Below are 255 nucleotides of genomic sequence, written 5' to 3'. Positions count from 1 at the left end.
CCGGCGTTTCCGAGGGCATCAAGCTGGCGTTGAAGGCGCTGTCCAAGGGTTGAAGCCAGGCGCGCGCGGTACAATGAACCCATGATCGAAACCGACAAACTCGCCGCCGAACGCATCATCGCGGCCACGCCCGTCTCGCCGAACGAAGAAGCGTTCGAGCGCGCGTTGCGCCCGCGCCAGCTCGAGGCATACGTCGGGCAGGAAACAGTGCGTGGCCAGTTGGAAATTTTCATCGAGGCCGCCAGGCGCCGTTCG

General features: G+C 64.3%; 1 pseudogene. It reads left to right on the top strand.

The features are described 5' to 3' along the window. Positions 1 to 81: 81 nt before the first annotated feature. A pseudogene (locus SB771_RS35755) lies at positions 82 to 255 on the top strand (Holliday junction branch migration DNA helicase RuvB); the annotation flags it as partial.

Origin of the sequence: Burkholderia sp. SIMBA_051, from assembly GCF_046534915.1 — a bacterium.
Classification (GTDB): Bacteria; Pseudomonadota; Gammaproteobacteria; order Burkholderiales; family Burkholderiaceae; genus Burkholderia; species Burkholderia ambifaria.
Note: the sequence above shows the minus strand (reverse complement) of the source record. Positions and strands in the feature narration are given on the sequence as shown.